Annotated in this window: 25 protein-coding genes; 17 read left to right on the forward strand and 8 right to left on the reverse strand. The window is 68.7% G+C overall.

The genetic code is table 11. The annotated features are described in order from the left end of the window. Nucleotides 1-12: 12 nt before the first annotated feature. The gene (locus tag E4P24_RS04240) at nucleotides 13-768 is read left to right on the forward strand and encodes a class I SAM-dependent methyltransferase (RefSeq protein ID WP_188148162.1); all 756 of its coding nucleotides are present in this window, start codon (nucleotides 13-15) and stop codon (nucleotides 766-768) included. 70 nt (nucleotides 769-838) lie between these two features. After that, nucleotides 839-1,741 (forward strand): glycosyltransferase family 2 protein, encoded by a 903-nt coding sequence (locus E4P24_RS04245; protein WP_115860271.1) that lies wholly within the window; start codon nucleotides 839-841, stop codon nucleotides 1,739-1,741. 9 nt (nucleotides 1,742-1,750) lie between these two features. Here the strand turns inward: E4P24_RS04245 and E4P24_RS04250 are convergent, their stop codons facing one another. Continuing rightward, a complete protein-coding gene (locus E4P24_RS04250; protein WP_004044162.1) occupies nucleotides 1,751-2,575 on the reverse strand; it encodes an amidohydrolase family protein in 825 nt (274 codons plus the stop codon). Nucleotides 2,576-2,762: 187 nt separating this feature from the next. Between E4P24_RS04250 and E4P24_RS04255 the strand changes: the two genes are divergently transcribed. From E4P24_RS04255 to E4P24_RS04270, 4 genes are all read left to right on the forward strand, one after another. Then, nucleotides 2,763-3,413 carry a helix-turn-helix domain-containing protein gene (locus tag E4P24_RS04255; protein ID WP_004064367.1) on the forward strand — a complete coding sequence of 217 codons (651 nt, stop codon included), beginning with the start codon at nucleotides 2,763-2,765 and terminating at the stop codon, nucleotides 3,411-3,413. 54 nt (nucleotides 3,414-3,467) lie between these two features. Beyond that, the gene (locus tag E4P24_RS04260; RefSeq protein ID WP_004064366.1) at nucleotides 3,468-3,749 is read left to right on the forward strand and encodes a HalOD1 output domain-containing protein; all 282 of its coding nucleotides are present in this window, start codon (nucleotides 3,468-3,470) and stop codon (nucleotides 3,747-3,749) included. A gap of 174 nt (nucleotides 3,750-3,923) precedes the next feature. Further along, a complete protein-coding gene (thsA, locus tag E4P24_RS04265; protein WP_008607594.1) occupies nucleotides 3,924-5,486 on the forward strand; it encodes a thermosome subunit alpha in 1,563 nt (520 codons plus the stop codon). 187 nt (nucleotides 5,487-5,673) lie between these two features. Next, nucleotides 5,674-6,993: an APC family permease gene (locus E4P24_RS04270; RefSeq protein WP_115860267.1), complete on the forward strand. Its 1,320-nt coding sequence runs from the start codon at nucleotides 5,674-5,676 to the stop codon at nucleotides 6,991-6,993. Between the two features lie 33 nt (nucleotides 6,994-7,026). Here E4P24_RS04270 and E4P24_RS04275 read toward each other — a convergent pair whose 3' ends face one another. Genes E4P24_RS04275 through E4P24_RS04285 form a run of 3 tightly spaced genes read right to left on the reverse strand, consistent with a single transcriptional unit; the run spans nucleotide 7,027 to nucleotide 9,030 of the window. Continuing rightward, nucleotides 7,027-7,695 carry a trimeric intracellular cation channel family protein gene (locus tag E4P24_RS04275; protein ID WP_188148163.1) on the reverse strand — a complete coding sequence of 223 codons (669 nt, stop codon included), beginning with the start codon at nucleotides 7,693-7,695 and terminating at the stop codon, nucleotides 7,027-7,029. Continuing rightward, a complete protein-coding gene (locus E4P24_RS04280) occupies nucleotides 7,695-8,483 on the reverse strand; it encodes an S-adenosyl-l-methionine hydroxide adenosyltransferase family protein (RefSeq protein ID WP_188148164.1) in 789 nt (262 codons plus the stop codon). Before E4P24_RS04280 ends, E4P24_RS04275 begins: the two co-directional genes overlap by 1 nt. A 1-nt stretch (nucleotide 8,484) precedes the next feature. Further along, entirely contained in the window at nucleotides 8,485-9,030 is a 546-nt protein-coding gene (locus E4P24_RS04285) for a nicotinamide-nucleotide adenylyltransferase (protein WP_006600584.1), read from the reverse strand. Nucleotides 9,031-9,199: 169 nt separating this feature from the next. Between E4P24_RS04285 and lonB the strand changes: the two genes are divergently transcribed. From lonB to E4P24_RS04300, 3 genes are all read left to right on the forward strand, one after another. After that, on the forward strand, nucleotides 9,200-11,284 hold the full coding sequence (gene lonB / locus E4P24_RS04290) for an ATP-dependent protease LonB (RefSeq protein WP_004064360.1): 2,085 nt from the start codon (nucleotides 9,200-9,202) through the stop codon (nucleotides 11,282-11,284). Nucleotides 11,285-11,290: 6 nt separating this feature from the next. Then, a complete protein-coding gene (locus E4P24_RS04295) occupies nucleotides 11,291-12,337 on the forward strand; it encodes a type II CAAX prenyl endopeptidase Rce1 family protein (protein WP_188148165.1) in 1,047 nt (348 codons plus the stop codon). Nucleotides 12,338-12,439: 102 nt separating this feature from the next. Beyond that, nucleotides 12,440-12,778, forward strand: a complete 339-nt coding sequence (locus E4P24_RS04300) for a hypothetical protein (RefSeq protein ID WP_004044152.1) — start codon at nucleotides 12,440-12,442, stop codon at nucleotides 12,776-12,778. A gap of 16 nt (nucleotides 12,779-12,794) precedes the next feature. Here E4P24_RS04300 and E4P24_RS04305 read toward each other — a convergent pair whose 3' ends face one another. Further along, a complete protein-coding gene (locus E4P24_RS04305; protein WP_115860263.1) occupies nucleotides 12,795-13,250 on the reverse strand; it encodes an MGMT family protein in 456 nt (151 codons plus the stop codon). 180 nt (nucleotides 13,251-13,430) lie between these two features. Here E4P24_RS04305 and trpC point away from each other — a divergent pair, with 180 nt between their 5' ends. The 6 genes from trpC (at nucleotide 13,431) to E4P24_RS04335 (ending at nucleotide 19,541) form a co-directional block, all read left to right on the forward strand. Further along, nucleotides 13,431-14,186: an indole-3-glycerol phosphate synthase gene (trpC, locus tag E4P24_RS04310; RefSeq protein WP_223173884.1), complete on the forward strand. Its 756-nt coding sequence runs from the start codon at nucleotides 13,431-13,433 to the stop codon at nucleotides 14,184-14,186. Further along, complete coding sequence (gene trpB, locus E4P24_RS04315) at nucleotides 14,183-15,451, forward strand: tryptophan synthase subunit beta (RefSeq protein WP_188148166.1); 1,269 nt, start codon at nucleotides 14,183-14,185, stop codon at nucleotides 15,449-15,451. Before trpC ends, trpB begins: the two co-directional genes overlap by 4 nt. Then, nucleotides 15,451-16,284, forward strand: a complete 834-nt coding sequence (gene trpA, locus E4P24_RS04320) for a tryptophan synthase subunit alpha (protein WP_008605926.1) — start codon at nucleotides 15,451-15,453, stop codon at nucleotides 16,282-16,284. The genes trpB and trpA overlap by 1 nt, the downstream gene beginning before the upstream one ends. A gap of 24 nt (nucleotides 16,285-16,308) precedes the next feature. Further along, nucleotides 16,309-17,109: a 2-amino-3,7-dideoxy-D-threo-hept-6-ulosonate synthase gene (locus E4P24_RS04325; RefSeq protein WP_004064354.1), complete on the forward strand. Its 801-nt coding sequence runs from the start codon at nucleotides 16,309-16,311 to the stop codon at nucleotides 17,107-17,109. 92 nt (nucleotides 17,110-17,201) lie between these two features. Next, nucleotides 17,202-17,615, forward strand: coding sequence for a methylated-DNA--[protein]-cysteine S-methyltransferase (locus E4P24_RS04330; RefSeq protein WP_115860259.1), 414 nt, complete (start codon nucleotides 17,202-17,204; stop codon nucleotides 17,613-17,615). 747 nt (nucleotides 17,616-18,362) lie between these two features. Continuing rightward, nucleotides 18,363-19,541 (forward strand): 3-dehydroquinate synthase II, encoded by a 1,179-nt coding sequence (locus E4P24_RS04335; protein WP_004064352.1) that lies wholly within the window; start codon nucleotides 18,363-18,365, stop codon nucleotides 19,539-19,541. Nucleotides 19,542-19,610: 69 nt separating this feature from the next. Here the strand turns inward: E4P24_RS04335 and E4P24_RS04340 are convergent, their stop codons facing one another. From E4P24_RS04340 to E4P24_RS04350, 3 genes are all read right to left on the reverse strand, one after another. Further along, entirely contained in the window at nucleotides 19,611-20,006 is a 396-nt protein-coding gene (locus tag E4P24_RS04340; RefSeq protein ID WP_004064351.1) for a hypothetical protein, read from the reverse strand. Between the two features lie 115 nt (nucleotides 20,007-20,121). Continuing rightward, nucleotides 20,122-21,216: a site-specific DNA-methyltransferase gene (locus tag E4P24_RS04345; RefSeq protein ID WP_115802284.1), complete on the reverse strand. Its 1,095-nt coding sequence runs from the start codon at nucleotides 21,214-21,216 to the stop codon at nucleotides 20,122-20,124. Nucleotides 21,217-21,411: 195 nt separating this feature from the next. Next, a complete protein-coding gene (locus E4P24_RS04350; protein WP_004044141.1) occupies nucleotides 21,412-22,419 on the reverse strand; it encodes a transcription initiation factor IIB family protein in 1,008 nt (335 codons plus the stop codon). Between the two features lie 276 nt (nucleotides 22,420-22,695). Between E4P24_RS04350 and E4P24_RS04355 the strand changes: the two genes are divergently transcribed. Both E4P24_RS04355 and yjjX read left to right on the forward strand, forming a co-directional pair. Continuing rightward, nucleotides 22,696-23,502 (forward strand): helical backbone metal receptor, encoded by an 807-nt coding sequence (locus tag E4P24_RS04355; RefSeq protein ID WP_115802285.1) that lies wholly within the window; start codon nucleotides 22,696-22,698, stop codon nucleotides 23,500-23,502. 20 nt (nucleotides 23,503-23,522) lie between these two features. Further along, on the forward strand, nucleotides 23,523-24,044 hold the full coding sequence (yjjX, locus tag E4P24_RS04360) for an inosine/xanthosine triphosphatase (RefSeq protein ID WP_004064348.1): 522 nt from the start codon (nucleotides 23,523-23,525) through the stop codon (nucleotides 24,042-24,044). Nucleotides 24,045-24,064 lie beyond the last annotated feature (20 nt).

The raw sequence follows: 24,064 nt of genomic DNA on the forward strand, positions 1-24,064 counted from the left end.
AGTATGCGTAGCGTGAAAGGAAAGGAGTGGTACCAGGCCGACGAGGTCGCCCAGGAGTACGACTCGAAGCGGTTCTCCAAGGGCGGTCGGCTCATCGACCGGCGAGAGAAGGAGGCGGTCCTCGCGGCGCTCGGCCCCGTCGAGGACAAGAACATCCTCGAAATCGCCTGCGGGACCGGCCGGTTCACCGTGATGCTCGCCCAGGAGGGGGCGAACGTCGTCGGACTGGACATCTCGCGGGCGATGATGGTACAGGGGCGGGAGAAGGCCCGCAGAGCGGGCGTCGCCGACCGCATCGAGTTCCTCCGCGGCGACGCGGCGCGGCTGCCGTTCCCGGACGACCACTTCGACGCGGTGTTCGCGATGCGGTTTTTCCACCTCGCGGACACCCCGGCGAAGTTCTTAGCCGAGATGGCCCGCGTCTCGAAAGGGCAGGTGTTTTTCGACACCTTCAACGACGGGAGCCTCCGTGTGGCCTACAACTGGCTGCTCCCGATGGGGTCGCGGCTCTACTCGGAACGCGACGTGCGGCGGCTGCTCGGCGACGCCGGACTCGACCTCGCGGGTGCGAAGCACGACTTCGTCATCCCGTTCGGCTTCTACCGGAAGGTCCCCAACGGCATCGCACAGCCCTTCCGCTCGCTCGACCTCGCCGTCGGCGACTCGCCGCTCGGCGACGACCTCGCGTCCGTGTCGTACTGGAACGCGCGGGTCGAATCCGCCGACGAGTCGTCTCGCGCGGCGACGCGGGCGAGCGACGCCGAGTGAGGCGTTCTCACGGCAGATTTTAACACGGTTCTCGATTCACATTTAAGTACGTCCACCGCAACTGTCGGGTATGGACCTCTCGGTTGTGCTCCCGACGCTCAACGGTCGGGACCGGCTCGCCACCAGCCTCGACGCGCTGGCCGAGCACGCCCCCGACGCGGAAGTCGTCGTCGTCAACGGTCCCTCCGCCGACGGCACGACCGGGATGGTGAGAGAGCGCGACGACGTGGACGTGCTGGTCGAAATCTCCGACCGCAACCTCAACGTCGCCCGTAACGCCGGCCTCGAAGTCGCCGGCGGCGACGTGGTCGCACTCCTTCGATACGACCTCTCCGTCGAGTCGTCGTGGCTGTCGGCGCTCGAAGCCGGCATCGCCGACGCCGACGTGGTTACCGGGCCGATGCACCAGACGCTCCGCAACGGCATGACGACCGAGTCGCTCGAACGGAACGCCATCGGCGGCCGCACGGTGACGTACTTCAACGGCGGCAACGTCGCGTTCCGCCGCGGGGCCATCGACGCCCTCGACGGCTTCGACGAGTACCTCCAGACGGGCGGCGCGCGCGACGCGGCCCACCGCCTCGCCGGGTTCGACCGCTCCGTCGCGTGGGCTCCCGAGATGTGCGTCCGCCGCGAGTTCGAGGCCGACGGCGGCGTCTCGGAGCGCGACTGGGGCTGGAAGTACCGCTCTCTGACCTATCGACTCGTGAAGAACTACGGCATCAGACCGGGGACCGTCAAGCGGACGGTGACACACGCGGTTTCGGACGGCGTCGACGCCGCCCTCGGCGTCCTGCGAGGCGACGTGACGCCGTCGGGCTGGGTCGGAACCGGCCGCGACGTGGTCGGCGGCATCGCCACGGGCGTCTCCGACGGGTTGGTCGCCCGCGCCCGCGACCGAACTCGCACGCGGAACCCCCACGGCCGGTCGAAGCGCGCCGACCGCGCCGTCGCCCGATACGACCGGCGCTGACTCGCCTCCTTACTGTTCTCCGGGGCCGAGCGCCGCGATGACCCGCGCCGCGTTCTTCGAGAACGCCTTCGCCAGCGCGTCTTCCGACACGTCGAGCGTCAGTATCTCCATGACGCCCACGTTCGGGTGGGTCTCGGGCGCGCCGCTGCCGAACAGCACCCGGTCCGGGTGTTCGAGCAGCGCGCGTTCGAGCACGCTCCGGTAGCGGACGAAACTCGTGTCGAGATAGAGGTCTTCGTGGTCGTCGAGGAGGTCGATAGCCTCGTCCATCAGCCCGCGGTCGAGCGGGAAGCCGCCGAACCCCGACAGGATGACCGGGAACCGCCCGAGCAGCGACTGGGCGACGGCGCTCGGCTCGAAGGCCTGCCCGCCCTCGACGAAGACCGGCAGCCCCACGTCCTCCAGCATCGCCAGCGTCTCGTCGTCCGGGAGCCCGTCGACCGCCGGCGCGAGCGAAAAGCCGTGGAAGCGGTCGTCGTAGGCGTACTGTTCGATGTCGTCGGGGTCGGCGTGGTGGTCCGCCCGCGACGACCTGAAGTTCCGGAGCCGCGCCGAGGCCCGGCCGCTCGGGTCGCGCGGGCCGTTGATGCGGGCGAACGCCAGAAACGGGCGGTCGACGCTCATCCGCGCGACAGCGTTGTTCGGGCGGAGGTAGCTCCCCGCGACCCGCTGTGCGCCCGGCGAGACGACGGCGCGAACGACGCCCGCCTGATGCAGTTCGCGCTCTAGGCGCTCGGGGCTTATCTCCCGCCCGCGTACCGCGACCGACCGCTCGTCGGGGTCGAGGCGGGCGTTCACGTCCACGACCCTGAACCCGTGTTCCAACTCCAGCATTGTGGTGTCACTCTCCGGTGGCCGTCAAATAGGTTGTAGAATCCGCCGTCGTCGTTTCACCGCGCTCACAGTATCGGCCGCTCGCCCGCCGGGGTTCGTTCATCGACGCGTGACGTTCATTCCTCCACGACGGTACGGAGAGAGCCTGAAACGCAACTTTTTGGCTTGATACTCCTATCGTTCACGCGTGTGCCTCATCGCCGAGGTCGTCGCGCCGCTGTCCGCGGTCCCGTTCGGGTCCGCGGTCGTGGAACACGACGTGGAACTCGAACTGGAACGCTCCGTTCCGACCGCCTCGCGGTCGGTGTCGTTCGTCTGGGTCCGCGGTCCCGACGCGGCGTCGTTCGGGGAGGCGGTGCGGTCGCTTCCGAGCGTCGACGACCTCACGCTCGTCGAATCCGTCTCGGGGCGGGTGCTCTACGGCGTCAGCTGGAACGTCTCACAGGTCCCGATTTTCGACGCGCTGGCCGAACGCGACGCGGTCCTCTTGGAGTGCCGCTCGACCGTCGACTCGTGGTGGCTCAAGCTTCGGGTGTCGTCGTACCGGGTGCTGACCGACCTCAGACGCGAGTGGGCGGCCCACGGCATCGACGCCGAGTTCGACCGCATCACCACGGTCGCGGCCGAGGAAGCGCCGCCGGGCGAGGAGCTGACCGACGCGCAGCTCGAAACCCTGCTGCTCGCGCTCGAACGCGGCTACTTCGACGAACACCGGGCCACGTCGCTGGCCGAACTCGGCGCGGAACTCGGCATCTCGCGGCAGGCGGTCGCCGCCCGTCTCAAACGCGCGTACCGGACGCTCGCAGAGCGAATTCGAGACGAGCGACCCCCACAATAGCGGGTTACATAATCAACCCACACCAATAGGTACTCCACTACCCATTCGGATTGTATGGACGACCCGTTCGAAGATGGAGTTGGGTCCGTGGTAACCACCTCCGTCGACCGGTACGACGAGGTGGCGGTCGCCATCGCCTCGGCGGTCGCGACGGCCACGGAACTCAGCCCACTCGAACTCCCGCCGCTCTCGGACATCGGCGTCGACCCCGAAGCCCTCGACGTTCTCTTTCACCCCTCTCACGACCCGTCTCGGCGGTTCTCGTTCCAGTACGCGGGCCACCTCGTCTCGCTGTTCGGTGACGGGACGCTGACCGTCCACCCGCTCGACGAGTAGCCCTGCGCCCGTTTCGACGGAACCTCGCCCGGTCGCTGATTCGGGCCGTTGACACCTCGGACGAGATTCGAAAACCGTCGCCCTGTCGTGCGATTTCGTAGCTCACTCCCGGCGAAACGTATTTATAGAACTGCAATCGTTGATAGCGGTTGAGGTTTCAACATGGCTTCACGAATGCAGCAACCGTTATACATTCTCGCAGAGGGGACGAACCGAACGCACGGCCGCTCAGCGCAGGACTCCAACATCCGCGCCGGAAAGGCGGTCGCCGAAGCCGTACGGACCACACTCGGGCCACGCGGCATGGACAAGATGCTCGTCGACTCCTCGGGCGAGGTCGTCATCACGAACGACGGCGCGACCATTCTGGAGAAGATGGACATCGAGCACCCCGCCGCGCAGATGCTCGTCGAAGTCTCCCAGACCCAAGAGGAGGAAGTCGGCGACGGCACGACCACCGCGGCCGTCCTCACCGGCGAACTCCTCGCGCACGCCGAGGACCTCCTCGACGACGACCTCCACCCGACGGTCATCGTCGAGGGCTACACCGAGGCCGCCCGCATCGCCCAGGACGCCATCGACGACATGGTTCTCGACGTGACGCTCGACGACGACCTGCTCCGGAAGGTCGCTGAGTCCTCCATGACCGGCAAGGGCACCGGCGACGTGACCGCCGACGTGCTCGCCAAACACGTCGTCAAGGCGGTCCAGATGGTCCACGAAGACGACAACGGTGTGTTCCACCGCGACGATGTTCGCGTGCTCACCCGCACGGGCGCGTCCTCCTCGGCGACCGAACTCGTCGAGGGCGTCGTCCTCGACAAGGAGCCCGTCAACGAGAACATGCCGCGGTCCGTCTCCGACGCGACCGTCGCGGTCCTCGACATGAAACTCGACGTGCGCAAGAGCGAGGTCGACACCGAGTACAACATCACCTCCGTCGACCAGCTTACCGCCGCTATCGACGCCGAGGACAGCGAACTCCGCGGCTACGCGAAGGCGCTCGCGGACGCCGGCGTCGACGTGGTGTTCTGCACCAAGTCCATCGACGACCGCGTCGCGGGCTTCCTCGCTGACGCGGGCATCCTCGCGTTCAAGAGCGTGAAGAAGTCCGACGCCCGGGCCCTCGCCCGCGCGACCGGCGCGAAGCGCCTCGGCTCGCTTTCGGACCTCGACGAGTCTGACCTCGGCCGCGTCGACGCCGTCAGCATCCGCAGCTTCGGTGACGACGACCTCGCGTTCGTCGAGGGCGGCGCGGCGGCCAAGGCCGTCACGCTGTTCCTCCGCGGCGGCACCGAACACGTCGTCGACGAACTCGAACGCGCCATCGAAGACGCCGTCGACGTGGTCGTCGCCGCCATCGACAAGGGCGGCGTCGTCCCCGGCGCGGGCGCGACCGAAATCGCCATCGCCGACCGCATCCGCTCGGAGGCCGCCGGCATCGAGGGCCGCAAGCAGCTGGCCGTCGAAGCCTACGCCGACGCCGTCGAGGCGCTCCCGCGCACCCTCGCGGAGAACACCGGCATGGACCCCATCGACGCGCTCGTCGACCTCCGCGCCCGCTACGAGAACGAGGGCCTCGCCGGCATCATCTCCTCGGGCCGCTCCGGCGAAATCGGTGACCCCGTCGAACTCGGCGTCATCGACCCCGTCGCGGTCAAGCGCGAAGCCATCGAGTCCGCGACCGAGGCCGCGACGATGATCGTGCGCATCGACGACGTCATCGCCGCCAAGTAATCGCTCCGCTCGCAGAACGCACTCCCCCCATCAAACCCATCTCCGGCGGCGCTCCCGCCGCCGGGCCACTTCGTGTCGCTTTTCGCGGTCGTGCCGCCCACAGCCACTCTCTCCGGAGCCGCGCCGCCGAATAATACCTCTCAACTGGCCGCTACGTTCTTCCGTCGCGAGCGTCGAACTGCACGCCATGTCCGACGAAGTCGGGCTTCCGGAAGCCGTGTCGATGGCGATCGGGGGCATGGTCGGCGGCGGCATCTTCGCCGTGCTCGGCGTCGTCGCCGGCGCGGCCGGGACGCTCGCGTGGGCGGCGTTCGTCGTCGCCGGCGTGCTCGCGGCCTGTGCCGGCTACTCGCTGCTCCGACTGAACGGGCTGTGCGAGTCGCCGCGGTCGCCCGTCGGCTACGTCGAGCGCTTCACCGACGACAACACCACGCTCGCGGGCGTCGTGGGCTGGACGTTCGTCTTCGGCTACGTCGGGACGATGGCGATGTACGCCTACGCCTTCGGCGGTTACTTCGTCGAACTCACCGGCGTCTCGACGGTCGCGTCGGTCTCGATACAGCCGTTCGTCTCCGCGCTCACCGTCGCCGCGTTCGTGAGCCTCAACGTCTTCGGGGCGCACGCCTCGGGGCGGGCCGAAGACGTTCTGGTCGGCCTCAAGGTCGCCATCCTGCTCGTGTTCGGCGTCGGCGGCGTCGCCTACGGCGCGACCCACGGCGGCCTCTCCTTTGGCCTGTCGAACCTCGGTATCGGCCCGCTCGTCGCCGCCGCCGTCTCCTTCGTCGCCTTCGAGGGCTGGGAGCTCCTGCTGTTCGACCAGGAGAACATCGCCGACCCCCGCGAGACCGTCAGAAAGGCGATTTACATCTCCATCGCGGGCGCGACGGGGCTGTACATCATGGTCGCGCTCGTCACGACCAACCTCGCCGGCATCGACGCCATCCAACAGCACGCCGAGACCGCCCTCGCGGTCGCCGCCCGGCCGTTCCTCGGGCAGGCCGGGTTCGTCCTCATCTCCGTCGCGGCGCTGTTTTCGACGGGGAGCGCCATCAACGCCACGCTGTTCAGCTCCGCGCGGCTCTCGAAGCGCCTCGTCGCCGACGACCTGCTCCCGAGTCGCCTCCGCGACGCGTCCGCCGACGAGCCGGTTCGCCCGCTCGCGACGCTCGGCGTGCTCGCCGCCGGGTTCGCCTTTCTCGGGAGCCTCGACGCCATCAGTTCGTTCGCGTCGCTCGCGTTCATCAGCATCTTCGGCGGCCTCTCGTTTCTCGCGTTCCGGGAGCGCGAGGACCTCGCGACGGCCGTGATTCCCGCCGTCGGGACCGTCGGCGGAGTTAGCTCGGCGGCCGCGCTCCTGTGGCACCTGTTCGACGCCGAGCGCGGGACGTTCTGGACCGTCCTCGCGCTCGCCGTGGTCGTCGTCGGCGTCGAGGTGCTCTACTTCGAGCGCGAGAGCATCGCAAGCGAGGTTCGGTCGGCGGAACGACGCGTCGAAAACGAGTTGTAGGGATTCCGTTCCCGGTGGTCTCCCAGCCCCGCCTCAGACCCGCGGGAGCCGCCAGTCGTAGCGGAGCGCGAGCACCCGAACCGAGAAGACGACCGCGGCGCACAGCCCCGAGGGAACGCCGGTCGGCGCGCCGACCGCGCGGGCCGCGAGGAAGGCGAGGCCGCCGACGACGGCGGGCGTCGCGTAGAAGTCGTCGCGGAGGACGACCGGCACGCGCCCGATGAGGATGTCGGCGATGGAGCCGCCGCCGACGGCCGTGATGGTGGCGAGGATGACGACGCCGAACGACGTGACGCCGGCGTCGACGCCGACGAGCGCGCCGGTCGCCGCGAACGCCGACAGCCCGACTGCGTCGGTGGTCAGAAACGCCGGGTGGTCGCGCACGCGCCCCTCCATCGAGTGGATGAGGACGATTGCGAGGGCGACGCCGACGAGCGCGACGCTCATGTCCCACGTCCCCGCGAGCGAGGCCGGCAGCCGGTCGACGAGCACGTCGCGGGTCGTCCCGCCGCCGAGGGCGGTCACGATGCCGAGCACGGAGACCCCGAACACGTCGAGACCGGCTTCGGCGGCCTTGAGCGCGCCGGCGACCGCGAACGCGAGGAGACCGACGACGTTCATCACCGCGAAGGGGTCGATTTCGGGGACGGCGACCGCGGCGGGAGCGGACACAGAAAGGGACACGAGCGCGGCGACGCCCATCAGTCGACCCGGAGTTCGACGCGGTCGCCGGGCGCGAGGCCGAACGCCTCGTCGCCGCGGCCGTGGTTCACGTCGCACTCGACGTTGCCGTGACTGCCGACGGTGAGCAGTTTCTCGCCGCGCGGGACAGCCTCGAACGTGCGACCGACCGGAACCGACTCGCCGTTCACCGAGACGGTCTCGCCCGCCGCGTCGCGGACGAATTCGCCCGGGACGTTGGTGATGCAGTTACCGAAGTCGTCGACGACGAGCACCTCGCCGGTCGCCTCGCGGCCGTCGGCCGAGACGGCCGCCTCGGGGAAGCGGCACTCGGCGAGCGAGTCGACGGGTACCGGCTCGAATCTGTCGACCGACTCCAGCGCCGACGCGCCCGCGACGTGGGCGTCGGCGGCCGCGGGCGCGAACACGTCCCGCCCGTGGAAGGTCGTCGACTCGGGGTTCGGAACGTCGATTTCGTAGGCTTCGACGGGCGCGTCGTCGTCGAGTTCGGCGGCCACGCGCCTCGCCGGCGGACGAAGGACGCCGTTGTCGGGACCGACGAAGACGTGGTCGCCAACCCGGAGGACGACCGCGCGGCGGTCGGTGCCGACGCCGGGGTCGACCACGACGAGGTGGACCGCGGGCGGGAAGTACGGAAGCGTCTCGCGGAGCCAGAAGGCGGCCGCGCGAACGTCCTGTCGCGGGAGGTCGTGGGCCACGTCCACGAGTCGCGCGTCGGTCCGCGAGAGGACGACGCCCTTCATCGCGGCGGGGTACGCGAGCCCGAAGTCGGACGCGAGCGTAATCATCTCAACAGGGGTTGGGGTCCTCGTCGTCGTCGACGCGCTCGGCCCCGTCGGTGGCCGTGACGCGCTGGAGGCGCTCGATGCCGTCGATTTCGCGGACCACGTCGGCCACCTCGTCGGGGACGAGCGACTCCCAGTCGCGGTCTTCTATCATGCGCTGGCGGACCTCCGTGCCCTCTAGCACCTCGCGGTTGAACATGGGCGATTGGTGGACTTCGACGCCCGCCTCCGTGAACAGTTGGATGACGAGCGGGTTGTTGGAGTACGCCACCTCGAACGCGGGGGACATCGACTGGACGTGGCTGACCCACACCGAGTTGCGGTCGAGGTCCTCGATGGGGACCGCGTAGGTCGTGATGTCGAAATCCGAGACGGCCTTGTTGACCATCATGATTCGTTCGCCCGCGGTGAACGGGTTCCGCGGCGAGTGGGAGTCGCCCGCGGACCCGATACCGAGGACGAGCTCGTCGACCTCGGCGGCAATCTCTTCGACCATTCGGTGGTGGCCGTTGTGGTACGGCTGAAACCGGCCGATGTAGAACCCCCGCATGCGTCGGGCGTTAGTCCGGATTACTTATAAATACGCCGAGTTCGGAGAACTCCGGTATTCTGGTGGTAGGAAGGTCGAAACGCGAGATTACGGCAAGAGCCACCGGATGGTGACGGGGAGAAAGTATATCAGTCGCAGGGCCTACGTTAGAAGTAGCGACGACAGTTCTATGAGTAACGATACGAACACCGACGACAGCCTCCACGAGCGGGAGGATTCACCCGACGACGCGCCCTCGGAAGAGGGTATCGACGACGGGGGGTCGCTCCAGCACGACGAGGCCGAAGAGGTCGACAAGAAGACGATCGACGACCTCGGGAGCGATGTCGAAATCGACGCCGACGTGGCCGAGAACGTGGACGAGAACGACCTCCTCGGTGGTCTCCAGATAGAGACGACCGACGAGATTCCCGTCCCGGACCGCCTCGTCGACCAGGTTATCGGGCAGGAACACGCCCGCGACGTCATCATGAAGGCGGCCAAGCAGCGCCGCCACGTCATGATGATCGGCTCCCCGGGGACGGGGAAGTCGATGCTCGCCAAGGCGATGTCCGAGCTTCTCCCCCGCGAGGAGCTCCAGGACGTGCTCGTCTACCACAACCCCGACGACGGCAATCGCCCCAAGGTCCGCACGGTCCCCGCGGGCAAAGGTGACCAGATCGTCGAGGCGCACAAAGAGGAGGCACGCAAGCGCAATCAGATGCGCTCGTTCCTCATGTGGATTATTATCGCGGTCGTGCTGGGCTACTCGCTCATCATCGCCCAGCAGGTCCTGCTCGGCATCCTCGCCGCGGGTATCATCTATCTCGCGTTCCGCTACGGCTCGCGCGGCAGCGACGCGATGATTCCGAACCTCATCGTGAACAACGCCGACCAGAAGTCCGCGCCGTTCCAGGACGCGACGGGCGCTCACGCGGGTGCGCTCCTCGGCGACGTCCGCCACGACCCGTTCCAGTCCGGCGGCATGGAGACGCCCAGCCACGACCGCGTCGAACCCGGCGCGATTCACAAGTCGAACAAGGGCGTCCTGTTCGTCGACGAGATCAACACGCTCGACGTGCGCAGCCAGCAGCACCTGATGACGGCCATCCAGGAGGGCGAGTTCTCCATCACGGGCCAGTCCGAGCGCTCCTCGGGCGCGATGGTCCAGACCGAGCCCGTCCCGACGGACTTCATCATGATTGCTGCCGGGAACCTCGACGCGATGGAGAACATGCACCCCGCGCTCCGCTCCCGTATCAAGGGCTACGGCTACGAGGTGTACATGGACGACACCATCGAGGACACCCCCGAGATGCGCCGCAAGTACGCGCGCTTCGTGGCCCAGGAGGTCACCAACGACGGCCGGCTCCCGCACTTCACCGAGGAGGCGGTCGAGGAGCTCATCCTCGAAGCCCGCCGCCGCGCCGGCCGCAAGGGCCACCTCACCCTCGAATTCCGTAACCTCGGCGGCCTCGTTCGCGTCGCCGGCGACATCGCCCGCGGCGAGAACGCCGAGCTGACCACCCGCGACCACGTGCTCCAGGCCAAGCGCCGCGCGCGCTCCATCGAGCAGCAGATTGCGGACCAGTACATCGAGCGGCGCAAGGACTACGAGCTGTCGGTCAACGACGGCTTCGTCACCGGCCGCGTCAACGGTCTCGCCGTCATGGGCGAAGACTCCGGTATCATGCTCCCCGTGATGGCCGAAGTCACGCCCTCGCAGGGCCCCGGTCAGGTCATCGCGACCGGCCAGCTCAAGGAGATGGCCGAAGAGTCCGTCCAGAACGTCTCGGCCATCATCAAGAAGTTCTCCAACCAGGACCTCTCGGAGATGGACGTGCACGTGCAGTTCGTCCAGACCGGCCAGCAGGGCGTCGACGGCGACTCCGCGTCCATCACGGTCGCGACCGCCGTCATCTCCGCGCTGGAGGACATCCCCATCGACCAGTCGGTCGCCATGACCGGCTCGCTGTCGGTGCGCGGCGACGTGCTCCCGGTCGGCGGCGTCACCCACAAGATCGAGGCCGCCGCGAAGGCCGGCTGTTCGACGGTCATCATCCCCGCCGCCAACGAGCAGGACGTGATGATCGAAGACGAGTACAAGGAGATGGTCGACATCATCCCCGTCTCGCACATCAGCGAAGTCCTCGACGTCGCCCTCGAAGGCGAACCCGAGAAGGACTCGCTTGTGGACCGCCTCAAGAGCATCACCGGCTCCGCCCTCAACAAGGGGCAGGGCGTCAAAGGGCCGTCCAGCCCCAGCCCGCAGTAACGCCGGATGACCGACTGGGCGGCGTTCGCGGGCTTCACCGGGCTCGTCCTCGCCGTCTTACTCTCTCTCGCGTACTTTTCTCGCGGCGTCCCGCACGCTGAGGGAACCGGCTCCGCCGCGCCCGCCGCGCCCGACGACGCTATCCGCGGCGACGCCTCCGACCCCGACGCTTCCGACACTGACTCCCGAGTCGGTACGCCGGACGACCCGGTTTCGACCCCCGCCGACCCGGCCGATTCCGACCAGTCGGCCGACCCCGACGCCCTCCCGCTGGCCTCTTTTTCGGTCGATTCGACCGACGCGTCGCCGCGACCCGAGCCGCCGACGCTCGCGGCGGGCGACGTTGCGGACGACGCCGACCGCGACGCGGACCCCGACGCTGCGGCCGGTTGTGAGACCGAGACCGACCGGACGATACCCGGCGTCACCGCACGCCCCGCCTCGGCCGTCTCGGAGCGCTCCGCGTCCGCCGACGACCTCCCGCCGCACCTCCTGCTCGCCAACGTCGCGCTCTCGCAGGCGTTCCTCGGCGGCTTCCTCGGCCTCGGCGCGTGGTACGCCGGCGTGCCGGCCGCGGCGCTCGGCCTCTCCGTCACCGGCCTCCCGACGAAGCTCGCTATCGGCGTCGGACTCGGGCTCGCGCTCTACGGGGCGAACCGGGTCGGCTCGTCGGTCAGCGAGCGGTTCGGCATCGCGCCCGACGAGGCGGTCCGCGAGTCGCTGACGCCGCGGACGACCGCGGGCTGGGTGTTCCTGTTCGCGGTCGCGCTCCCCCTCATCGCCGGCTTCGAGGAACTGCTGTTCCGGGGGGCGCTCGTCGGCGCGGTCGCCGCCGGCTTCGACGTGTCGCCGTGGCTCATGGCGGCCGTGTCGTCGGCCGCCTTCGGCGCGGGGCACGGCGCGCAGGGTCGACTCGGCATCATCGTCACCGGCCTCCTCGGGTTCGTCCTCGCGGCGGCGTTCGTCCTCACCGAGAGCCTGCTGGTCGTGGTCGTCGCCCACTACCTCGTGAACGCGCTGGAGTTCGCGGGCCACGAACTGTTCGGCTGGTAGCGGGGTCTCCCTGCGTCGGCGTCGGTGACGACCGCCGAACCACCCGCCGTCGCGGCCGCGGCGCGGGGATGCGTTCAAGTGTCCGCACCACGCGTAGCCGGTATGGACATCGACACGCGGCAGTTGACGCAGGCGGGGCTCATCGGTTATCTGGCGCTCGTCGTCGCGGCGTTCGCCACCGGGAACCCGACGCTCCGGCTCGCTGCCGACGCCGCCTTCGGGCTGACGGCGGTTCTCCTCGGCGTCGTCACGCTCCGGATTCCGGTCGACAGTCAACTCAAATACGTCGCCGGCGGCGGCTTCCTCCTCGCCGGCGTCTCGCAGTTCGCCGAGCTCGCGACCGGCGTCCAGTCGGTCGGACTCGCGAGCACGCTGTTCCTCCTCGCCGGCCTGCTCGGCTACCTCGCGCTCCGCCGCGAGACCGACGCGATGCCGTTCTGAGGGGCGGTCCGCAGAATTAGATTCCTTCGGACTTCCGGAGCGCCTCGACCACGTCGTCTGGCGCGGCGCTCGGGCCGTCTTTCACGCGGTGGTCGGGGACGACGACCGGGACCGGGTTCGCCGCGAGCGCCTTGCGGACGACGCGCTCCGAGTCGTCGTCCTCGGGGTCGAGGCCGGCCATGCGGACGAGGAGCGCCACGTCGACCGAGTCACCCCGCGGGACGTTCCGAAGCGACTCCAGCACGCTTCGCTGGTCGGTCGGGACGGTCAGTCCGATGGGGACCGACGAGAGGTCCGTCTGGCCCCGGTCGATGGCGGCCAACACGGCGTCGAGGTGGTCGTGGTCCGACTCGGCGTCCGCCGGCAGCGAGTCCGGAAACGAGACGTCGATGACCTTCCCGCTGACCACGCCGACCTGCACGGGGCGGCCGAGCGTGGACGATTCGCGCGCGTAGATTCCCGAGACGGGCATACGTTCGGCTCCCGTCGCCGGACGCTTGACCCTTCCGGCGACCGCGTGCGGTTGGGGTGACTGCGCTCGGTTCGGGTGGCCGATACCTCGCCGTGCGCTCTCGCCCGCGCGCACGCGGAGACGGTGAGTGTCCCCGCCGACGCAAGCCTTATGTACAGATACGTGCGTTAGTGTACATCAATGAACGCTAGTGGAGACGAATTAGCTCCCGACGTGCGTGCCATCTTGGAGGCCGCGCGGGAGCGACCCGGCGGGGAGACGCGCGTGTCGGTCGACGCGCGGTCGTTCCCCGAGGCCGTGGCCGAGACGGAGGCCGCGGGTCGGGTCCCCGTCATCGCCGAGGTGAAGCCCACGAGTCCGACGACCGAGGGCGTCCGCGAGGACGACCCGGTCGAACTGGCCCGCGAGATGGTCGCCGGCGGCGCGACGGCGCTGTCGGTCCTCACCGAACCCGAGCACTTCGGCGGCTCCGCCGAGTCGCTGCGGCGCATCCGCGAGGCCGTCGACGTGCCCGTGCTCCGCAAGGACTTCATCATGAACGAGGCCCAACTGGACGTCGTCGAGTCCGACCTCGTGCTCCTCATCGCGCGGTTCGTCGGCGAGGACCTCCCGGCCCTCGTCGAGGCGGCCCGCGACCGCGGCTTCCAGCCGCTCGTGGAGGTCCACACGCGCGAGGAGTTCACGGCGGCGCTCGCGGCCGGAGCCGACATCGTCGGCATCAACAACCGCGACCTCGGGAAGCTGGAAGTCGACCTCGGCACGTTCGAGGAACTCGCGCCCGAAGCGCCCGAGGACGTGCTTCTCGTGGCCGAAAGCGGCGTGCAGACGGTCGACGACGCGCGGCGGATGCGCGAGGCCGGTGCCGACGCCCTCCTCGTCGGGACCGCCATCATGGACGGCGACGTGCGACAGAACACGGAGACACTCACACAATGAGCGCAGACGGCAAATTCGGCGACTACGGCGGACAGTACGTTCCCGAGGCACTCATGCCGGCCATCGAGGAACTGACCGACGCGTACGAGCGGTACGTCCTCGACAACGAAGACGGCTTCATGGACGACTTCCGCGCGCGACTGCGGGACTTCGGCGGGCGACCGACGCCCCTCCAGCGCGCGGACCGACTCTCGGAGCGCTACGACCGCGAGGTCTACCTCAAGCGCGAGGACCTGCTGCACGGCGGCGCGCACAAGCTCAACAACGCGCTCGGGCAGGTCTTACTGGCGAAGTACATGGGCAAAGAGCGCATCATCGCCGAGACCGGCGCGGGCCAGCACGGCACCGCCACGGCGATGGCCTGCGCGCACCTCGATATGCCCTGCGAGATTTACATGGGCGAACGCGACATCAACCGCCAGCGCCCCAACGTCTTCCGGATGAAGCTCAACGGCTCCGAGGTGAACCCCGTCACCGTCGGCCGCGGCACGCTCAAGGAGGCCATCTCCGAGACGATGCGCGACTGGGCGACCAACGTCGAGGACACCCACTACGTCATCGGCTCCGTCGTCGGCCCGCACCCGTTCCCGAGCATGGTTCGGGACTTCCAGTCGGTCATCTCCGAGGAGGCCCGCACGCAGGCCAGAGAGAAACTCGGCCGGCTCCCCGACGCCGTCGTCGCCTGCGCGGGCGGCGGCTCGAACACGATGGGCGCGTTCGCCGAGTTCGTCGACGACGAGGAGACCGCGCTCTACGCCGTCGAGGCCGGCGGCTCGACGCTCGAAGTGGACGAGGAAGCCGGCGTCGCGCCCAACTCGGCGTCGCTCACGACCGGGTCGGAGGGCATTCTCCACGGCGCGCGCACCCGGCTCTTGCAGGACCGCGACGGCCAGATTATGGAGTCGCACTCGGTGTCGTCCGGCCTCGACTACGCCGGCGTCGGCCCCGAACTCGCACACCTCGTGGACACCGGCCGCGTCACCGCCGTCAACGTCGACGACGACGCGGCGCTGACCGCGTTCCACCGGCTCTCGCAGATGGAGGGCATCATCCCCGCGCTGGAGTCGGCCCACGCGTTCGGCTACCTCGAATCGGTCGTCGGTCCCGACGCGCCCGACGCCGAGGACGCGGACGACCTCGGCGAGTACGTCGTGGTCAACGTCTCCGGTCGCGGCGACAAAGACCTCGAATCGGCCATCGAGGAGACCTACGAGCGCGACATCGATATCGCGCCGAACATGGACGAGTTCACGGGGGGCCTGTGATGTCGCTCGAAGACGCCTTCTCCGACGGCCCGGCGTTCGTCCCCTATCTCGCCGCCGGCGACCCCGACTACGAGTCCTCGCTCGAATACGTCGAGGCGCTCGAACGCGGCGGCGCGGACGTCATCGAACTCGGGCTTCCGTTCTCGGAGCCCATCGCCGAGGGGCCGACCATCCAGAACGCGGTGGTTCGGTCGCTCGAAGGCGGCATGACGCCGACGCGCTTCTTCGAGTTCGTCGAGGACCTCGACGTGTCGGTGCCGCTGGTCTGTATGACCTACTACAACCTCATCTATCGCTACGGCGATGAACCCGGACCGCGGCCGTTCGTCGAGAAGGCCGCCGAAGTCGGCATCGAGGGCTTCGTCGTGCCCGACCTGCCAGCCGAGGAGGCCGGCCCGCTCCGCGAGGCCTGCGACGAGTTCGGCCTCGACCTCGTGTTCATCGTCGCGCCGACGACCCGCGGCGAGCGCCTCGACCGAATCATGGAACAGGTCTCGGGCTACGTCTACGTGCAGGCGCGCCTCGGCACGACGGGCGCGCAGTCGAGCGTCTCCGACCAGACCGGCTCGTCGCTCGAACGACTCACCGACTACGACGTGCCCAAGGCGGTCGGCTTCGGCATCAGCAGCGGCGACCACGCCGAGCGCATCGTCGCCAGCGGTGCCGACGGCATCATCGTCGGCAGCGCGCTCGTCGACATCGTCGCCGAGGGCCACGAGAACGGCGACGACGCCGAAACGGTCGCGGACCGACTCGAAACGCTCGCCCGCGAACTCAAAGACGGTGCGGTAGCGGGCGCGTCGCAACGCCCACCGCATCCGGAACGCACATAACTGCTCTGCCACCCTTTCTCATACATGAACACCGACATCGGACTCTCCGCACGACTCGACCGCATCTCCACAGACGGGCGATACCTCATCGTCCCGATGGACCACGGCATCACCCTCGGCCCGGTCACGGGCCTCGTCGATATCGAATCCACTATCGACGGCATCACGCGCGGCGGCGCTGACGCCGTCCTCACGCACAAGGGGACCGCGCCGCGCGTCCACCCGAACAAAAACGGCAAAGGCTACATCGTCCACGTAAACGGCTCGACGGACATCGGCCCGGACGAAAACGACAAGCGACTCACCGGAACCGTCGAAGACGCCCTCCGCGTCGGTGCCGACGCCGTCTCCTTCCATATCAACGTCGGCTCGGACTACGAACCCGACCAGATGACGCAGCTCGCTGACCTCTGTTCTCGCGCCGCCGACTTCGGCGTGCCCGTTCTCGCGATGTCCTACGCTCGCGGCCCCGGCATCGACGAACAGGACCCCGAGGCGCTCGCCCACGCCGTCCGCCTCGCCGAGGAGGTCGGTGCCGACGTGGTGAAGACGGCATACAGCGGCGACGCGGAGTCCTTCGGTCGCGTCGTCGAGGCCACGCGCCTGCCGGTCGTCATCGCCGGCGGCAGTCGCGGCACCGACCGCGAGACGGTGGAGATGGTCCGCGGCACGATGGACGCCGGCGCGGCCGGCGTCTCCATGGGTCGGTCCATCTTCCAGCACGAGAACCCCGAGGCCATCACTCGCGCCGTCAGCGCCGTCATCCACGACGACGCAGATGTGGACACCGCGCTCGAACGCGCCGGGCTCGGCATCGAGGCGTAACGCGACTCGCGATTCGCGGCGTTCCGACGGGGTTCTGTTTTCCCGACACCGCTGGCCTACAACTAGATACCCGCCGAGCGCGAACGCTACCCATGCGCGTCACCATGTGGGGGTTCGCGGTCGAGGTAGACGACCGACGTATCGACTGTGCTGCCGACTCGCTCCGAAACCAACTCGTCGAGTACGAACGCGGGGAGCGCCGCGAGTTCGACGTTGACGTGCGATTTCCCGACTCCTTTACCGGCGACGTGATGCGCGTGATGGCGTCGATTCCGTACGGCGAGACCCGAACGTACGGCGAGGTTGCGGCCGAACTCGACAGCCACGCGGTCGCCGTCGGACAGGCCTGCGGACGGAACCCGGTCCCGCTCGTCGTCCCGTGCCACCGCGTCGTCGGCGCGGACTCCCTCGGCGGCTTCTCCGCGGCCGGCGGCGTCGCTCTGAAGCGCGCGCTTCTCGACCACGAGCGCGGCGCGGTCCAGACGGGACTGGACCGATTTGACTGATTTCATATCGCCGTAATCGGTTTATTAACTGTCGAACCGGCCGGGCGCTGTCGTGGTCGGTGTGGTGCGAGCGCCGTGCGCGCACCCAAGAATCGGTTTCTCCAGGTTCTGACGCGTCGTTCGCGAAACCGCGTTCGTGACGCGGTTCAGTTGTCTGGCCGGTCGTTGTCGGATTCCGCGGATAGAGTGAGAGAACGACGTTCGACCGGCCGCGACCCCCGTCTTCTAGCCTCGAACCCCGGAGTTCTACACCCGAGACGGGGTCCCACGCGGTCCATTTCAGCGACCTTCTCGGACGGGTGTGTCGGTGCTGACGAATCGCCTCCGTCGTCGCTCTCGTGTGTCGGCGGTTGATTCGGTGTGGCCGCTGTGTTCTATTTCCGTGGATTGGCGAGCTCGATGACAGAAACACCGATGACGACGCATTCACGAGTCACGCGCGACCTGCTGTCTTTCGAGGTTGCAGGCACACTGACCCGAGTCGGGACGACCAAACCGCCGACTCGGTGGGAGTTGAGAGTAACTGAGTGAGGCGAGTCGCCGCTCTCGCTCGACTCGCGTCGGCGGTTGGAATCGTCGTCCGACCGTCGATTCTGCCCTGAATCCACTCTAATAAATCGTATAGCGCGATATGGAATTCTGGTGGGGCGCTCAAGCGTCCCGGCCCGTCGCTGTCCGTTCGCTATCCGCTCGCCGTCCGTTGGTTCATTCGCCACGTTCAAGCCCGCCCACCGAGTGAAGTCGATAATGACACGAAGCGTCTGGCTCAAAGCCGACGACGCGGTCGGCGACTGGGAGACGCGGAAGCGACGCATCACGGCCGGACTGGAAGCCGGCGTCGACTGGGTCCTCGTCGACGAGGCCGACGTCGAGCGGGTGCGCGAACTCGGCGACGTCAACGTCGCCGCGTTCCGGACCGACGCGGACGTCCACGTGATGGAAGCAGAGGAAGACGACGCCGAGCCCCCGGCGCTCGCCGACGCCTACATCGTCGGCAAGGACGGCGAGGGCGACGCGACCGTCGAACTCCCCTCGGACTTCTCCGGGTCTGCCGACCTGACGACGCTCCGCCGCGGCGACGACCTCGCAAACGGCTCGTACGTCCGCATCCTGAGCAAGGACTACGAGGCGTTCGCCGAGGAGGCCGCCCGCGACGGCGATTACACCATCGTCATCGGCGAGGACTGGACCATCATCCCGCTGGAGAACCTCATCGCCCGCATCGGCGAGGAGACCGACCTCATCGCGGGCGTCACGACCGCCGAGGAGGCCAAGACCGCCTTCGAGACGCTCGAACTCGGCTCCGACGGCGTCCTCCTCGACAGCGACGACCCCGACGAGATTCGAAAGACCGTCGAGGTCCGCGACGAGGCCGAACGCGAGTCGCTCGACCTCGTCTGGGCCGAGGTCACGGAGGTCGAACGCACGGGCATGGCCGACCGCGTCTGCGTCGATACGGGCACGATTATGGACCACGACGAGGGGATGCTCGTCGGCTCGATGGCCCGCGGCCTGTTCTTCGTCCACGCCGAGACGGCGAAGTCTCCGTACGTCGCGTCTCGGCCGTTTAGAGTCAACGCCGGCGCGGTCCACGCCTACGCGCGGACCCCCGACGGCGGCACGGTCTACCTCTCCGAACTCGAAAGCGGCGACGAGGTACAGCTCATCGACACGAACGGCAACACCCGCGAGGCCATCGTCGGGCGCGTGAAAATCGAAAAGCGGCCGATGTTCCGCATCTCCGCGGACTACGAGGGCGACCGCGTCACGACGCTCCTCCAGAACGCCGAGACAATCAAGGTCCACACCCGAGAGGGTCGGACCGCGGTCACCGACCTCGAACCCGGCGACGAGATGCTCATCTACTACGAAGACACGGCGCGCCACTTCGGTGAGGCTGTCGAAGAGAGCATCATCGAGAAGTAACGGACGGAACGCGTTTTTTCGGACTCGAACGCAGCGTCGCGCGCAGCGGCGGGCGTTCGTCGACGTTCTCTATCCTTCGACCGTGTACCATTCGAGCTCCGTCGCACACCACGGACAGAAGTCGAGGTTCCGGTCGAGTTCGCCGCCGCAGACCGGGCAGGTCGGCTCGCCGTTCGCGTTGCGGCCGCGCGGGCGGCTTCCGACGCGGTAGGCGTCGAGCGCGCTCAGAAACAGCAGTCCGAGGACGGGGAACAGCACCTCTCTGGGAAGCGAGTCCACCGTCACGGTCGCCGGGTCGGTGAACGTCGAGAGCAACACCAGTCCCGCGCCGACGACGAAGGTGAACCACGCGATTGCGCGTCGCCACTCGCGGAGGTAGACGTGGCCCGCCCCGGCGATTCCGAGCGAGGCACCAACCACGCCGACGAGGGCGGCGACGAACGCGCGACGACGAGCATCGGGCATCGTTCGTTGGCGTCGTCGTCCGCGCTCTTAAACGTCTGGATTGTCGGACAGTCAGCAACTCACTACCGAATCCCGCCGATGGCGTCTGAAACTCTCGAATTCGAGTTGTTCGACCTCAGTCGGTCGTCGTCGCGTCTTCCGAGGGTTCGGAGCGCTCCGACGCCGCGGCCGCCTCGGTCCCGTCGAACGGCTCGTGTTCGACGGCGAACTCGCGGTTCGCGCCGTCGGCCGACGCCTCGACCGACGACACTCGGTACAGACGGATGCGGCGCTCCTGTTTCGTCACGACCGGGAAGTCGTAGTGTTCGGCGTCGTGACCGGGTGGCTCGTCGCGGCCGGCGACGAACTCGCGGTGGGCGTCGAGTCGGCGTTCGACCTCCGCGCGCGAGCGTTCCGGGAGGTCGTCGAGTCGGCGTTCGAACCCCGAGACGAGGTCGGCGTCGAGGTCGTAGCCGACGGAGTCCCGGCCGGCGAGCATGGCCGCGAGCGTCGTGGTCCCGGTGCCGACGAAGGGGTCGAAGACGGTGTCGCCGTAGACCGAGTACATCCGAATCAGGCGCAGCGGCAGTTCGACGGGAAACGCCGCCGAGCGCTCTCTGGCCCCCGAATCGAGGCGCTGGTCGGTCCCGCCGAACTCCCAGAGGTCGGAGAACCAGCGGTTGCGCTCCTCCCAGAAGAAGGCGCTCTCGTAGCGCCGGTCGTCGCCCGGCGGGAACGACCGCGGGTCGCCCTTCCGAACCACCAGCACGTACTCGTGTTCGAGGGTGACGTAGGCGTTCGTCGGGAGCGTCCCCGACCCCATGAACTTCGTCAGGCGGTTCGTCGGCTTCCGCCAGACGGCGTCCGGAAGCGGCGTCAGTCCGCGCTCGCTGAGCGCCGTGAGCACGCGGGCGTGGTTGGGGTACTGGCGAAACGACCCGTCGAGGCTCCGGGTCGCGTCACCGACGTTCACGCAGGCGACCCCGCCGGGCGCGAGCACGCGGGCCACCTCGTCCCAGACGGCGTCGAGCTGTTCGTGCATCGCCTCGAACGCGGCGTCGCCGTCGCCCGCGTCGAGCGCCGCGTCGACGGCGTCGTCGCGCGCCGAAAAGAGGTCGTCCCACATCTCTATCATGGGGTAGGGCGGCGACGTGACGACGAGGTTCACGCTCTCGTCGGCGAGTCCGGTGTCGGCGGCGTCGCCCACCGTGAGGGCGTGCGTCGTGCGCATCGTACGGACGTATTTCCCCCGAAACAAAACCCTTCGCCTCGGCGCGGGGACGGCCGCCGCGGTGCCGTCGGCTCGTGCGGTTCGATTCTACCGTGACCCGTCGCGTCGAGCGCCGCCGCTGGCGGGCGAATAAGCGGAAATCGAGACGCTCGTCCGGGTCGAACCGCGGTTCGGCGCGGGGGTCCGACTCGGTCCTCAGACGAGGCCGAGGTTCTCCTCGGCTTCGAGGAGTTCGTGGTAGCGGTTGCGGATGGTGACCTCGGAGATGTCGGCCACGTCGCTGACGGCGGCCTGCGTCGTCTTCTCGTTGGTGAGGAGGGCGGCGGCGTAGACGGCGGCGGCGGCGAGGCCGACCGGCGACTTACCCGAGTGGACGCCCTTCTCCTTGGCGTTCTTCAGGAGTTGGCGCGCGCGCATCTTCGACTCGTCGGAGAGGCCGAGCTCGCTGGCGAACCGCGGGACGTACTGCTCGGGGTCGGCGGGCTTGACTTCGAGCGAGAGTTCGCGGGCGATGTAGCGGTAGGTGCGGGCGACCTCGCTCTTCTCGACGCGCGAGACCTCCGCGATTTCGTCGAGCGAGCGCGGGACGCCGGCCATGCGGGCGGCGGCGTAGGTACACGACGTGGCGACGCCCTCGATGGAGCGACCGGGCAGCAGGTCGTCGTCGAGCGCGCGGCGGTAGATGACCGAGGCGGTCTCGCGGACGTTCTCGGGGAGGCCGAGCGCCGAGGCCATGCGGTCGATTTCACCGAGCGCCTGCTTGAGGTTGCGCTCCTTGGAGTCGCGGGTGCGGAACCGCTCGTTCCACTTGCGGAGCCGCTGCATCTTCTGGCGCTGGCGCGCGCCCAGCGAGTTCCCGTACGCGTCGCGGTCGCGCCAGTCGATGTTGGTCGACAGGCCCTTGTCGTGCATCGTGTTGGTCGTCGGCGCGCCGACGCGGGACTTCTCGTCTTTCTCGCGGGCGTCGAACGCGCGCCACTCGGGGCCGCGGTCGACGGAGTCGGCGGTCACGACGAGGCCGCAGTCGTTACAGACGGTCTCGCCGTGTTCGTCGTCGGTGACGACGTGACCGCCGCACTCGGGGCACTGAAGCGTGTCGCCCTTCGTCTCTTCCTGTTCGGTCTCGGCCTCCTGTCGGCCGTTCTGCGTGTTTCGTTCCTGCTCCTGTGCGCCGGGGTTTCGGGTCCAGATTCGTTCACTCATGGATACGACGGCGGGTGCTCCGGGAATGGGTGGTTAGAGGCGGCTAGAACCCGGATGCTGTCCGTAACACCAGCAACCGCAGACGACCGCATAAATGGTTTGGTATCGCTTTCGGCAAGCGGCGGCGTTCACCCGTGCGAGGCCATCACACGAGTGATTGAGGTTCGTGAGGGATTCGAGACCTCGCCGGCGACTCATCGGTGACGCCCCGCCGGCGTCCCGGCGGCCGACGACGCGACACATACTTTTCACGAAGGTGCGTTGCTACGACTACACATGGCCGCGACCCCCCGCGTCGTCTCGCTCGCGCCGAGCGCGACAGCGATTCTCACCGCCGCTGGTCTCGACGCCCACGTCGTCGGGGCGACCGTTCACTCGTCGACCGACAAGCCGGTCGTCGGCGGCTGGCTGAACCCCGATTTCGACCGGGTCGACGACCTCGACGCCGACGCCGTCTGCACCTGCGACGACCTCCAGTCGGACGTCGCGACGGCGGCCCGCGACCGCGGCTACGACGTGGTTCACGTCGCGCCCGCGACGCTCGACGAGGTGCTCGACTCGTTTCCCGTCGTCTGCGACGCCGCGGGCGACGCCGGCGCGGGGGCGGCGCTCGCCGACGACTGCCGCGACCACCTCGCCCGCGTCGCCGACGCGGTCGCCGGCCGCGACCGCCCGGCCGTCTACTGCGAGGAGTGGGCGGACCCACCGATGGCCGCGGGCAACTGGGTTCCCGACCTCGTCCGCGTCGCCGGCGGTACCGCTCCGCTCGTCGCGCCCGGCGAGCGGTCCGCCGAAGTCGACCCCGAGACCGTCGCGGCCGCCGACCCCGACCACGTGGTTCTCCATCCCTGCGGAAAAGGCGAGCGCGGCGACCCCGAGGCGTTCGACGCTCGCGGGTGGAATCTCGACGCCGCGGTCCACGCCGTCGACGACTCGCTTCTCAATCAGCCGAGTCCCGCCGTCGTCTCGGGCGTCGACCGCCTCGCGCGGCTGTTGCACCCCGACGCCGACCTCCCCGAGCCGTGGGCGGCCGCGTCCGAGACTGCGACCGCGACCCCGACCGAATCCGACGAAGGGAAATAACCGGGCGACGCGCTTCCGACATGGACATCGCGGTCGGAAGCGGCAACCCGGTGAAGCGGCGCGCGGTCGAACGAACCTGTCCCGACGCCTCCGTGGCGGCGGTCGCCGTCGACTCGGGCGTCTCCGAACAGCCGACGGGCCACGACGAGACCATCGCGGGCGCGGTCACCCGCGCGGAACGAGTCCTCGACGCGGGCGACTACGACTTCGGCGTCGGCATCGAGGGCGGCGTGGCGGCCTTCTCGGCCGGCGACGGCACAGACGAGACCGACCTGTACCTCGTGATGTGGGCGGCCGTGACCGACGGCGAGCGCGTCGGTCGCGCGGCGGGACCGAGCCTCGCGCTCCCCGCCCGCATCGCGGACCGCATCGACGCGGGCGAGGAACTCGGCCCGGTGATGGACGACGTGCTCGGCACCGACGATATCGCGAAAAACGAGGGCGCGGCGGGCGTGTTCACCGGCGGCCGCCTCACTCGCACCGACGCGCTCGAATCGGCCGTCACGGGCGCGTTCGCGCCGTTCCGGTGCGAACTGTACTGAGTCGGACTGAGCCGACTGCG

This window comes from Haloferax sp. AS1, from assembly GCF_014530665.1.
Taxonomy (GTDB): Archaea; Halobacteriota; Halobacteria; order Halobacteriales; family Haloferacaceae; genus Haloferax; species Haloferax volcanii.

Bases quoted from the DNA above. Each gene is read 5' to 3' on its own strand.
- E4P24_RS04245 (WP_115860271.1), top strand. From the start codon at position 839: ATGGACCTCTCGGTTGTGCTCCCGACGCTCAACGGTCGGGACCGGCTC.
- E4P24_RS04250 (WP_004044162.1), bottom strand. From the start codon at position 2,575: ATGCTGGAGTTGGAACACGGGTTCAGGGTCGTGGACGTGAACGCCCGC.
- E4P24_RS04260 (WP_004064366.1), top strand. From the start codon at position 3,468: ATGGACGACCCGTTCGAAGATGGAGTTGGGTCCGTGGTAACCACCTCC.
- thsA (WP_008607594.1), top strand. From the start codon at position 3,924: ATGCAGCAACCGTTATACATTCTCGCAGAGGGGACGAACCGAACGCAC.
- E4P24_RS04270 (WP_115860267.1), top strand. From the start codon at position 5,674: ATGTCCGACGAAGTCGGGCTTCCGGAAGCCGTGTCGATGGCGATCGGG.
- E4P24_RS04275 (WP_188148163.1), bottom strand. From the start codon at position 7,695: ATGGGCGTCGCCGCGCTCGTGTCCCTTTCTGTGTCCGCTCCCGCCGCG.
- E4P24_RS04280 (WP_188148164.1), bottom strand. From the start codon at position 8,483: ATGATTACGCTCGCGTCCGACTTCGGGCTCGCGTACCCCGCCGCGATG.
- E4P24_RS04285 (WP_006600584.1), bottom strand. From the start codon at position 9,030: ATGCGGGGGTTCTACATCGGCCGGTTTCAGCCGTACCACAACGGCCAC.
- lonB (WP_004064360.1), top strand. From the start codon at position 9,200: ATGAGTAACGATACGAACACCGACGACAGCCTCCACGAGCGGGAGGAT.
- E4P24_RS04295 (WP_188148165.1), top strand. From the start codon at position 11,291: ATGACCGACTGGGCGGCGTTCGCGGGCTTCACCGGGCTCGTCCTCGCC.
- E4P24_RS04300 (WP_004044152.1), top strand. From the start codon at position 12,440: ATGGACATCGACACGCGGCAGTTGACGCAGGCGGGGCTCATCGGTTAT.
- E4P24_RS04305 (WP_115860263.1), bottom strand. From the start codon at position 13,250: ATGCCCGTCTCGGGAATCTACGCGCGCGAATCGTCCACGCTCGGCCGC.
- trpC (WP_223173884.1), top strand. From the start codon at position 13,431: ATGAACGCTAGTGGAGACGAATTAGCTCCCGACGTGCGTGCCATCTTG.
- trpB (WP_188148166.1), top strand. From the start codon at position 14,183: ATGAGCGCAGACGGCAAATTCGGCGACTACGGCGGACAGTACGTTCCC.
- trpA (WP_008605926.1), top strand. From the start codon at position 15,451: ATGTCGCTCGAAGACGCCTTCTCCGACGGCCCGGCGTTCGTCCCCTAT.
- E4P24_RS04325 (WP_004064354.1), top strand. From the start codon at position 16,309: ATGAACACCGACATCGGACTCTCCGCACGACTCGACCGCATCTCCACA.
- E4P24_RS04330 (WP_115860259.1), top strand. From the start codon at position 17,202: ATGCGCGTCACCATGTGGGGGTTCGCGGTCGAGGTAGACGACCGACGT.
- E4P24_RS04335 (WP_004064352.1), top strand. From the start codon at position 18,363: ATGACACGAAGCGTCTGGCTCAAAGCCGACGACGCGGTCGGCGACTGG.
- E4P24_RS04340 (WP_004064351.1), bottom strand. From the start codon at position 20,006: ATGCCCGATGCTCGTCGTCGCGCGTTCGTCGCCGCCCTCGTCGGCGTG.
- E4P24_RS04345 (WP_115802284.1), bottom strand. From the start codon at position 21,216: ATGCGCACGACGCACGCCCTCACGGTGGGCGACGCCGCCGACACCGGA.
- E4P24_RS04350 (WP_004044141.1), bottom strand. From the start codon at position 22,419: ATGAGTGAACGAATCTGGACCCGAAACCCCGGCGCACAGGAGCAGGAA.
- E4P24_RS04355 (WP_115802285.1), top strand. From the start codon at position 22,696: ATGGCCGCGACCCCCCGCGTCGTCTCGCTCGCGCCGAGCGCGACAGCG.
- yjjX (WP_004064348.1), top strand. From the start codon at position 23,523: ATGGACATCGCGGTCGGAAGCGGCAACCCGGTGAAGCGGCGCGCGGTC.